Origin of the sequence: Protofrankia sp. Cj3 (assembly GCF_917627355.1) — a bacterium.
Taxonomy (GTDB): domain Bacteria; phylum Actinomycetota; class Actinomycetes; order Frankiales; family Frankiaceae; genus Protofrankia.
The window spans coordinates 1-9,675 of record NZ_CAKJTR010000134.1; the positions used below are offsets into that span (position 1 = coordinate 1).

At 68.8% G+C, this 9,675-nt stretch carries 8 protein-coding genes; 1 reads left to right on the forward strand and 7 read right to left on the reverse strand.

Annotated elements, in window-relative coordinates; translation table 11 throughout:
• The 4 genes from MJ783_RS16890 to MJ783_RS16905 form a co-directional block, all read right to left on the reverse strand.
• Positions 1 to 624: alpha/beta hydrolase (locus tag MJ783_RS16890; RefSeq protein ID WP_239311403.1), on the reverse strand; the 624-nt coding region annotated here is incomplete at its 3' end.
• A 255-nt stretch (positions 625 to 879) separates the two neighbouring features.
• Positions 880 to 1,290, reverse strand: a complete 411-nt coding sequence (locus MJ783_RS16895) for a hypothetical protein (RefSeq protein WP_239311404.1) — start codon at positions 1,288 to 1,290, stop codon at positions 880 to 882.
• Between the two features lie 467 nt (positions 1,291 to 1,757).
• On the reverse strand, positions 1,758 to 2,213 hold the full coding sequence (locus tag MJ783_RS16900) for a hypothetical protein (RefSeq protein ID WP_239311405.1): 456 nt from the start codon (positions 2,211 to 2,213) through the stop codon (positions 1,758 to 1,760).
• Between the two features lie 4 nt (positions 2,214 to 2,217).
• A complete protein-coding gene (locus MJ783_RS16905; protein WP_239311406.1) occupies positions 2,218 to 3,264 on the reverse strand; it encodes a helix-turn-helix transcriptional regulator in 1,047 nt (348 codons plus the stop codon).
• A 253-nt stretch (positions 3,265 to 3,517) separates the two neighbouring features.
• Between MJ783_RS16905 and MJ783_RS16910 the strand changes: the two genes are divergently transcribed.
• Positions 3,518 to 4,054 carry a hypothetical protein gene (locus MJ783_RS16910; RefSeq protein ID WP_239311407.1) on the forward strand — a complete coding sequence of 179 codons (537 nt, stop codon included), beginning with the start codon at positions 3,518 to 3,520 and terminating at the stop codon, positions 4,052 to 4,054.
• Positions 4,055 to 4,089: 35 nt separating this feature from the next.
• Here MJ783_RS16910 and MJ783_RS16915 read toward each other — a convergent pair whose 3' ends face one another.
• From MJ783_RS16915 to nifJ, 3 genes are all read right to left on the reverse strand, one after another.
• Positions 4,090 to 5,169: a methyltransferase domain-containing protein gene (locus MJ783_RS16915; protein ID WP_239311408.1), complete on the reverse strand. Its 1,080-nt coding sequence runs from the start codon at positions 5,167 to 5,169 to the stop codon at positions 4,090 to 4,092.
• The gene (locus tag MJ783_RS16920; RefSeq protein WP_239311409.1) at positions 5,166 to 5,354 is read right to left on the reverse strand and encodes a hypothetical protein; all 189 of its coding nucleotides are present in this window, start codon (positions 5,352 to 5,354) and stop codon (positions 5,166 to 5,168) included. Before MJ783_RS16920 ends, MJ783_RS16915 begins: the two co-directional genes overlap by 4 nt.
• Before the next feature lie 482 nt (positions 5,355 to 5,836).
• Entirely contained in the window at positions 5,837 to 9,388 is a 3,552-nt protein-coding gene (gene nifJ / locus MJ783_RS16925) for a pyruvate:ferredoxin (flavodoxin) oxidoreductase (protein ID WP_370651658.1), read from the reverse strand.
• Positions 9,389 to 9,675: the final 287 nt, after the last annotated feature.

The following is a 9,675-nucleotide window of genomic DNA, read 5'->3' on the forward strand; positions in this document are numbered from 1 at the left end:
GCCGTGCACCACCAGCGTAGACGCGGCGATCTCACCGATGACCTCGTCCGGCCGCAGCCAGAAGACCTCGTTGAGAATCGGCCGGCCGTGCCTGAGGGTCGGCGTAAAGGTGATCGCCCCCTGCTCGTTCAGCGTCCGGGCAGCCTCGTCGTCTATGTGATCGTCATGCCAGTACGGCCGGCTGTCAATCGTGCGCCACTTGTAGTTGAACTGCGGGTTGAGCAGTACCAGCCGGGACACGTCCGCCGGGCACTTGGCGGCGTAGTAGCCGCAGATGCCGCCGCCGAAGCTCGCGCCGAGCAAGGTCGCGTGGCCGACGCCGGTGGCCTCCTGGACGGTGGCCACGGCAACCCGGATGTCGTTGAGGATGGACGCCAGCGTCAGCTCCTCCTGCCGGCCCTCGCTTTCCCCGTGCCCCCGCAGATCGAAGCGCAGCGACGCCACACCGACATCCGCCAGCCCGGCGGCCAGCCGGGTGAAGAAACCGCCCTCCTCACGGGTGACACCGCCGCCGTGGACCAGGACCGCGGCGCGCTCCGCAGCCGCCTCCGGCGTCGCCAGCGTCGCGGCCAAGTGCAGCCCATCGAGCGTGTGAAGCGAGGTCACGGTCTCGTGCACGGGCATGGCCTCCTTCCTCCTTCGGCGTCGCGGTCGTCGGCCATGGCCATCCTCTGGCGAACAGTCGGCCTTGGCCAAGGCCGGTCGCCGCGTGGGAGATCCCAGTCCAGCACCCGCAGGCCATCGGCGCCCCGTTGCCGCACAGCCAGGTCATCTCCTCGGCGGCTGCTGCCGTCGCGCTGTTCATGTACGCGGACCAGTGGCAGAGGCGCCAGACGCTTCCGCCCCGAGCACCATGCCGCAGCAGAACGACGAGGGTACTCAGCGGGCGTCGATCGTCCCCAACCCCGCCCAGTCCGCCATCCCGGCTGTGATCAAAAACTTGACCTTGGCCTGGCCCTCCACGCGCACGACGTCGGTGAAGCATGCGCACTCTGTCAGCGGGCGACTTGCTGCCACGCACACCACGATGCCGGTCACCTGGAGTCCCCGCGCGGCGGCGATCAAGTTCTCACCGACCGCCGGCAGCGGCAGCCGCTTCACCAGTTCTGCCGCGAACTGCCGCTCGACGGAGGAGCGATTGAGCAGCTTAAGCGTCCGGTCGGTGACCTCAACCAGCCCTTCCCGAAGCCGGTCTTGCGCATCCAGGATGGTCCGTGCCAGCTTGGCAAGGGCACTGCACCGGCGTCCTGACCAGCTACGAGTAAGCCGCTGCCATGTCTCGTCACTCACGTACTCGGTCGCGCGCCCGATGACGACTTCCTGAGGACTGGAGCTGGCGATCAGGCCGATGCACGCCTCGGCGGCAGAGCGTACCCGCAGCTCTTCACGGCTCGGAGACAGCGGCGCTGAACGGCGCGGCGCTGATGACGCGGTTCTTGGGCGAGGCACTGCTGGTGTGCGTGCCGTGCTGCGGCGCGGACGAGTCTGAACTAATGACCACGACGGGTGATGCCTACAGCGCAGACCGGCCTCCTTGACCCGATTTCTACAACTTGTGCCGCGCTGGGTAGTCCCTCCACACCTGAACTGGACCATGCACTGAGTGTCAGATCCGATGCATTACGCAAACAATAGTCAAGTTGGCCATCCGTTGATGAAACGGGCTAGTGCGCCCCATCCTCGGATTCAGCCCGTATGCGCTGTTGACCAGAAGTCATCCACGGAACTCACCCAGGTAGCTGGACATACGCGACTCGCTACGCCAACATCGCTTCCCGGAACTCCCGCGGCCCCGGACGGGAGCGCCAGGGCATCAACGTCCGGGCCACGTCCGACAGGATGCCCGTCGTACGTTCCGACCTGGTTGCCCGCGCGATCTGCAAGGCGTCGAGGCCGACAGCGGCGGCGTCATCCGGGTGGCCGCTGAGGGCCAGCGCTGCCGCCCGACGCGCCCCGAACAGCCCGGTGTCGCGGCGGGACAGGCTGTTCCCCGCCAGGATGTCCGCGAAGATCCCGGCTGCCCGGTTAGGAATCCCGGCCTCGGTGTAGACAGCGGCGGCACGCAGTTGCAGCGTGGCGGTGGCGACATGCAGACCAGTGGCATCATCATCCGGCGCGGTTTCACCGAACGCCATGCGGGCAGCGTCCAGCTTGCGCTCGATCACGGGCAGCGGTTCGCCGTGCGTCGCCAGGGCCAGGGCCTCCTGCTGCAACAGCTCAGCCTGGACAGATGGCGGCGCGGCCGGGCACACGCGGCTGGCGGCTTCGGCCAAAGGCCAACGTCCGGGCCAAGTCGCGGCCGTCGTAGGCCATCTGCGACTTCTTGACCAGCACGTATGCCTGCATCGGGGCATCTTGGGCTTCCTGCGCCCACTCCATGGCGCGGTCGTACCAGTAGGCCGCCGATAGCGGATCATGTAAATCCCGGTACAGCCATCCAGCGAACTCCGCACCATCCGCGCCAACCGCCAGCAGTCCCCGCCGCGCCGCCGGCCGGACGTCGCGGGCGTGTTGCTGGATTGCGCCCAGGATGCCGAGCACCATCGGCAGGACACGCAGCGGTCCGAGCCGGCCGTCGTCCCCCTTGCAACGCTCGAGCTGCTGGGCGAAGGAGCCGACGACCGAACCGTCCAGGTAGCGACGGGCATCCTCCAGCGCGGCGGCCATGTGCCGCAGCTCGTCCACACCGGCAAAGGGCAGGATGCGGGCAGCCCGGCGCTCCAGTGAGGCACGGCCGGCACTGGTGATCAGGCGGTTCAGGCCGGCGGTCTCGGCGACTTCGGCGTCGATGGGCAGCGTGATCTCCCGGCCGCCCACCACGACCGGCAGGAAGATCGGCGGACGGGCTTGGGCTGGTTGCCGGGCACGCGGTTCGCCGGGCAGGTCGAACCACAGCAGCTCGGCCGGGATGCCGAGAATCTGGCTGTAGCGGATGAGCTTGCTGAGTTCTTCGGGGGCGCGGCCGTTCTCGATGCGGCTGAGCTGGGCCTGGGTCAGGCCGAGCCACGTGCCGACCAGTTCCTGGGGCAGCGTGTAGCCGTGGTGCGGGTGGTGGCGGTAGGCATAGATCACCCGGCCCATATGCCAGGTAGCCAGGGCGTCGCGCATCTGGTCGAGCGTCCAGAACTCCGGTGGGACGGCCGGCGGCCGGGCCTGGGCGTCGAGGGCGGCGCTCTGGCAGGGGCTGCACATCGCCCCGGCGTTGTCGGCGGCGAGCCGATGGCCGCAGCGTGAACAGTGCCGCAGGCGGGGCGCGGTCGTCATCGCCGGACGGCCTCCCTCTCGCGAACACCAACGCCAAGGTCAACACCACGACGGTAACATCACCGGTAGCAGGGTCTATGCGTCCCGCGTATGCCGGTCACCGCTTCGCGGTGTAGTCGCCCCGCTTTCGGCGGCAGACGCTGAGGCCGTTCGATCATCAACCCGCAATGAACCCGGGATGACACCGGTTGGACGGCCGTGCCATCCCGGGCGGCCCTCCCGGCGGCATCCCCGCGCGAAGGGGGGTTATCCCATGGCCCTCGATTTGGCTGTGCCGGTGTTCGGCCCGCCGGCGGCCGGTAAGACGACGCTGACCGCTGCCCTGTGCCAGGTGCCGGGACGGGCCGTCTTCCGCCTGCGGGAGCACGTACCGGAGACCATTCTGGCGGCCACGGCCACCAGCGCCGAACGGCTCGGCTGGATCGACGACTTCACCGTGGTCACCGCGCTGCGCGGCTACGTCGAGGCCACTGCCAGTGCCGGCATGGCGCACACGGTGCTGTTCGACAACTTCCCTGGCAGCGGCGCGCAGGTGCGCTTCTTCCTGACGGTGCTGGAGCAGCACGCCCCGGGCTGTGCGGTGCGCGCCGTGGAGCTGCTAGCGGCCACCACGACGCTGTACCGGCGGGCCTTCCAACGGCGGGTCTGCCACCGCTGCGAGCGCGACCCGATCCACAATCCCCTCCGCTCCTCGGCCTCGGAACGGCATCACACGCGAAAGTTCGAACGTTCGACGACGGGTTCCGGGAAGCCCAACGCCCAAGAGATTATCTTGAAACCGTATGGATGATTGGCGACAATCTTTTCTCTGCTTGTTTGCCCTGGTCAGGATGCCGGTTCCCCGATGGGGGCAAACGTGTTGCCGGGGCTGTCGAGCCAGGGAGTCTGGCCTGTGGGCGTGACGGTCAGACCAAAGCGGGTGCTGTCGGGCCGGTCCAGATCGAGCCACCAGCGGTAGGCTGCGTCTAGGTCCTCCCAGAGACGGCGGGGTCCCTGGTGATAGACCCGGTGCTCGTCATCGCCGGGAAGGATAGTGGCCCATGAGCCGGAGGCAGCGTGTGAGAGTAGTACGACGCCGTCCAGGGGCCTGAGCCCGACGTTCCATCCCGGTAGAAGGAGTCCGAGTGCGAACGCGGCGGCGAACTCGGTGAACGGTTCGGTATGAAGACTCCGGGTCGTGGTGATGCTGATGTCGTCTGGGTCTTCGTCGTAGTAGGCCGCGCTTTCTGGGCTGAAAACGCGCCATAGTGGTTTGTCGTCCCGTTGGTTGCGGAGTCGCATGAACGACGCGCCGTCATGGAATCGGCCGTGCGCGCAGCCGTCTTTTTCTGTGGTCAGTCTGAGGAAGGCGCCGCGCCCGAGGCCTCCGACGAACGGGAGGACGATTTTCCCATCGGGCTGGGTCTGTTCGACCCAGGCATACGGTACGTGCAGGGCGCTCGCGGTACAGATGATGCGCTGGTAGGGGGCGTTATCGGTGTAGCCGGCGGCGCCGTCTCCGGTGATCACGCTGACGGGCAGGCCTGTTCTGCGAAGGGCCCGCCGCGCGTGCTCGGCGATTTCCTCATCCACTTCGATCGTTGTCACCCGTCCGGGGGCGACCTGCTGTGCGATCAGCGCGGCGTTGTAGCCGGTGCCGGCACCGATCTCCAGGACGTTCATGCCCGTCTGCACGTCGAGGAGATTGAGCATCAGGGCCATGACGTCCAGAGCGCTGGACGAGCTGGTGGGGATCAGGCCCTTGCCGTCTTGTAGCTTCCCGTCGTCGACTTGGGTTATGATCCAGCTTTCGGATTCGACCAGTTCATGCCATTTCCTGGGGTTGTCGTGGCGGTTGACGGGGATTGCCCAGCCGTCCTCGTCATACGTCCAGATCACGTCTGGGATGAAGTCCGCGCGGTTCACACTGTCCCGCTTCCGGCGCGGACCCCGCACGTCTTGGTCTCTCCCGCGCTGTTGCCGTCCTTGCCGTCGCCTCCGACGGTGACCGTCCCGCGTCCGTTGCACCGTGCGCAGGTCTGCGGTTGGCGATGGCGGCCACCACCGGAGCTGCCCGAGTCGTCGCTGTTTCCGCCGCGATGTTTTCCCATGCCAATCTCCTGGCTGACTGATACGTATCGAGACAGGTGATGACCTGGGATGTAGGCGTCGAGGGTGGCGGAAGCGTGCCAACACCCGGGGCAGCTGTGCGCGCCTCGCGTATGGACAACGTCTCGATCAGCATCGTCAAAGTGTAGCCAGACGTGTACACCTTTGGTGTGACTGTCGCGGTCGCCCCGCACGCCCCTGGCCGCGTCGGCTCGTGTGCATCTCAAACCCGATCCTGTCGGCCAGAGGCTCATCGAACGGCTGCCTCCGCTGCCGCAGGGCCCGCCGATCGACATCACGTTCCGGATGGACCAGGGTGGTGCACTGACAGTCCAGGCGAAGGAACTCGTCACCGGTCAGACACCCGAGATCGAGCTGCGGATCGGAGAGCTCACGTCCAAGAAGATCGCCGATGCGCGGCGGACAGTATCCCGGCTGTCCGCCGTCTGGGACGACGAACAGCCGGGCACCGTTCGGCCAGGTGTTACGCGGTCACGGTGCCGTCGACAGGGTCAGCTTTCCGCGGCGGTGTGCGGTCCTGGGCGGCCTCGTGTTCGTAACTCTGCCACCGGCCGAGGATGTCGCGCTGCGCGAGCGCCTCAAGCCGGTCGGCCTCCTCGGGGTTGGCCATGCTGAGCCGGGCGAAGCGGGACTCGGTCGCGGCGAACTCGCTGAACGGGATCGACGGCGCCCGGGAATCGAGCGAGAACGGCTGCTCCTCCATGCGCGGATCGAACCGGTACAGGGGCCAGTAGCCGGACCGTACCGCGGCCTTCTGGTGCGCCATGCCGTTGGTCATGTTGATGCCGTGGGCGATGCAGTGGCTGTAGGCGATGATCAGTGACGGGCCACCCCAGCTGGCCGCCTCGTTGAAGGCCTTCACCGTGTGCGCGTCGTTGGCACCGAGCGCCACCTGGGCGACATACACGTCGCCGTAGGCTGCCGCGACGAGACCGAGGTCCTTCTTGCGGGTCCGCTTGCCGCCGACGGCAAACTTCGCGACGGCTGCCCGCGGCGTCGACTTCGACGCCTGCCCGCCGGTGTTGGAGTATCCCTCGGTGTCGAGGACAAGCACATTGACGTCGCGCCCGGAGGCGAGCACGTGGTCGAGGCCACCGAAGCCGATGTCGTACGCCCAGCCGTCGCCGCCGACGATCCACACGCTCTTCGCGACGAGGTCGTCGACGAGGGCGTCCAGCCGGGCGCTGTGGTCGACGCCCCCCAGCCGGCGTCGTAGTTCAGCCACCCGGGCCCGCTGGTCGAGGATGCCGGCCTCGGTGGACTGGTCGGCGTCCAGGATCGCGTCGACGAGCTGGTCGCCGAGCAGCGCGCCCTCGGCGCGCAGCAGACGGCGGGCCTCCCGGGCCCGGGCGTCCAGCGCGAGGCGCATGCCCAGGCCGAACTCGGCGTTGTCCTCGAACAGGGAGTTCACCCAGGCCGGGCCGCGGCCATCGGCGTTGGTCGTCCACGGTGTGGTGGGCAGGTTCCCGCCGTAGATGGACGAGCAGCCGGTGGCGTTGGCGACCACGATGCGGTCGCCGTACAGCTGGGTGAGCAGCTTCAGGTAGGGCGACTCGCCGCAGCCGGCGCAGGCGCCGGAGAACTCGAACAGCGGTTCCCGCAGCTGCGAACCGCGGACAGTGGTCGCCGAGGCCAACCCCGGCTCGACCGCCGGCAGGGTCTCGTGAAAGGCCCAGCTGATCCGTTCCTCATCGAAGCGGGAGGCGGCGTCGACCATGTCGAGGGCCCGGTGGTTGGGCATCTCGCGGCTCTTCGCCGGGCAGGCCTCGACGCAGACACCGCAGCCGGTGCAGTCATCCGGCGCGACCTGGATCGTGAGCCGGTACTCGCCAAGCCGGGGATCCTTCGGGCGGGTGTGGCGGAATGATGCGGGGGCGTCGGCGAGGCGGGCCGGGTCGAACAGGGTCATCCGGATCGCCGCATGCGGGCAGACGATCGCGCACTTGCCGCAGCTGACACACAGGTCGGGATCCCAGACCGGTAGTTCGCGGGCGATGCCGCGCTTTTCGTACCGGGCCGTGCCCACCGGGAAGGTGCCGTCGGCCGGCAGGGCGCTGACCGGGAGCTGGTCACCCTCACCGGCCATGATCCGCGACGTGACCTGCCGGACGAACTCAGGCACGTCACCGACCAGACGTCGGCGCACGGTTCCGCTGACCGCACAGCCGCGCAGGTCGACCTCGCACAGTGCGTTCAGCGCCGCGTCGATGGCCGCGGCGTTGCGACGCAGCATCTCCTCACCGCGCTTGCGCTGGCTGGCGAGGACGCCCTTCTTCACCGCGGCGACCGCCGCGTCCGCCTCGAACAGGCCGGACAACCGCAGGTAGCAGGTCTGCAGCACGGGGCTGACGATGCCGGGGATGCCGGCCGTCGCCGCCACCTGGTCGGCGTCGACGACAAACAGCCGGGCGTCCCTGTCCAGCAGGTGCCGCTGGGCCTCGGTGGGCAGGTGCGTCCACACCTGCTCCGGAGGGTAGGAGGTGTTCAGCAGAACGGTGGCGCCCTGCCCCGCTGCCGCGAACACGTCGACCCGGTCCAGCAGCGACGACTGGTGGCAGCCCACGAACTGGGCGTCACGGATCAGCCACGGCGCATCGACCGGCCGCGGCGCCAGCCGCAGATGCGACACCGTCATCGAGCCGGACTTCTTGGAGTCGAACACGAAGTAGGCCTGCGCATGCAGCGAGGTGTGATCGCCCACGATGCCGGCGGTGGTGCGGGTGGCGCCCACGGTGCCGTCGCTGCCGAGCCCGTAGAACACGGCGCGCAAGACGTCGTCCGGCTCGGGGAAGGCCGCCTCGTTCACGGTGAGGGACAGGTGGGTGACGTCGTCGTCGATGCCGACCGTCGTCTCGCGCCGCGGGCGGTCCCGGGTCAGCTCCTCGAACACCGCCGCCGCCATCGCGGGGGTGAACTCCTTCGACGCCAGCCCGTAGCGGACGCCGATCACCCGCGGCATGCGCTCGGGTCGTTCCGCGAGCGCTGCCAGCACGTCGAGCCGCAAGGGCTCGCCCAGCGCGCCCGGCTCCTTCGTCCGGTCGAGGACCGCGATCGAACGCACCGCCGGTGGCAGGCAGGCGAGGAACGCCGCACCGTCGAAGGGACGGTACAGCCGGACCTGGACGAACCCGACCCGCTCCCCACGCCCCACCAGCCGGTCGACCGCAGCGCGTACCGCCGACCGGCCGGAACCCATGATCACTACGACTCGGTCGGCTTCCGGGTGACCGTGGTACTCGAAGATCCGGTACGTTCGGCCGGTCGCGGCGGCCAACTGGTCCATCGCACGCTGGACGGCCCCCGGGACCGCCGCGTAGTAGGTGTTGGCCGCCTCGCGGCCCTGGAAGAAGGTGTCGGGGTCCTGCGTGGTGCCGCGGATCACCGGATGGTCCGGCGACAGCGCGCGGCGGCGATGCGCGTCGATGGGCCCGTCGGGCAGCAGGCCGGCCAGGGCCGGGTCATCGAGCAGCGTGACCTCGTTCAGCTCGTGCGAGGTGCGGAAGCCATCGAAGAAGTGCAGGAACGGAACACGGGTGTGCAGCGTGGCCGCATGCGCGACCGCGGCGAGGTCGTGTGCCTCCTGCGGCGACGCCGAGGAGAGCATGGCGAAGCCGGTCGACCTCGCGGCCATCACGTCACTGTGGTCACCGAAGATCGACAAGGCCTGGGTGGCCACGGTCCGGGCGGCCACATGGAGCACCATCGGCGTGAGCTCGCCGGCGATCTTGAACATGTTCGGCAACATCAGCAGGAGCCCCTGCGACGCGGTGAAGGTGGTGGACAGTGCACCCGTCTGCAGAGCACCGTGGACGGCGCCGGCGGCACCGCCCTCGCTCTGTAGCTGGACCACCTCGGGTACCCCGCCCCACAGGTTGGGGCGCCCCGCGGCTGCCCACACGTCGGCGAGTTCGCCCATGCCCGAGGCAGGGGTGATCGGGTAGATGGCGATGACCTCGCTTGCCCGATATGCCACCGAAGCAGCTGCCTCGTTGCCGTCGATTGTCCGCTGCTTCATGAACCAAGACTTGCACGGGCGCAGGCCCATGCGGCGAAGGACGTCGTCCCGTCCGCACAGGACGTAGATCATGGCGACTCGGCAGTCGAACGTCACGGGCTCGCGGGCTGCCTCACCGCCGTCTCCGGGCGGCCCGGTCCGCGCGGACCCCGCCGGCCCGTGGATCAACCGCCGGGTTGGACGTCCGTCCGGGCCGGGCATTGCGGGGATGACTCCGTGGTCGGCAGGTAGAGGGCCTGCTCGGCCGCGGTGAGGTCACGGCCGGGTGAGGTCACAGCCGGTGAGGG